This is a genomic window from Candidatus Kurthia intestinigallinarum (assembly GCF_003991225.1).
In the GTDB taxonomy this organism is placed as follows: domain Bacteria; phylum Bacillota; class Bacilli; order Bacillales_A; family Planococcaceae; genus Kurthia; species Kurthia populi.
In genome coordinates this window covers 1-790 of sequence record NZ_JTFC01000077.1, presented here as the reverse complement: position 1 = coordinate 790, position 790 = coordinate 1, and the positions used below count along the sequence as shown (strand labels likewise).

Annotated in this window: 1 protein-coding gene; it reads left to right on the top strand. The window is 25.6% G+C overall.

Features of this window, described 5'->3' with window-relative positions:
* Positions 1–70 precede the first annotated feature (70 nt).
* Positions 71–790, top strand: a 720-nt coding sequence (locus tag QI30_RS18740) for an AAA family ATPase (RefSeq protein WP_148113883.1), incomplete at its 3' end; no start/stop codon positions are given.

Sequence of the window (790 nt, the reverse complement as noted above, 5' to 3'; positions counted from 1 at the left end):
AAAAATCATTAATTCTTTAGAAGAAACCGTCATAACACAAAGTCTAACAACGGGAAATTTAGAAGGAGAAATGGAAGTAGATTTAGATGATATTCTTATTAGAATGAGTATCAAAGAAATTAAAAAGATATTAGACACAGATATTCTAAAAGAAGATAATTTGAAATTTGAAATGTTGCAATCGGTATTTAACAATGAATTCAATTCTCAAATTTCTAATTTAACATCTAATAATTTAAAATCAACAATTTCATTTACAGAGGTTAATAATAATAGTGGGAAGCTTGTTTTCATAGAAGATGTATTAGACAGAGAAGCATCAACGATTAATATAAACAGAGAGTTTGTTAGACCAATTTTCATAGATGATCCTACAGTTATTGATGAGATTTCTGAATCAATTAGAATATATTTGGGAGGTAAGAAATTATCTTATAATCATAAATCATATCTTATTGATTTATTAAAACAAACAAATTCGGATGAAAATGTTTTTTCAAAAAAGAAAAATGATGAGATGATTAATGCTATTTTGAAAGAGGTTATAGATGGTAATATTTCAATAAATGGAAGGAAAAGTTTTTATGAAATTCCATATAGTGATCGTAATAAGAAACTATCATTGTCAAACCTTTCAACAGGTATGAAATCTTTTTCTATTCTTAGTATTTTAAAAAATAGCGGAGCGTTTAATACTGTAGAGTATGTAATATTAGATGAACCAGAAATACATTTACATCCAGAATGGCAACTTAAATATGCTGAATTAATAGTGCTTTTATCTAAATAC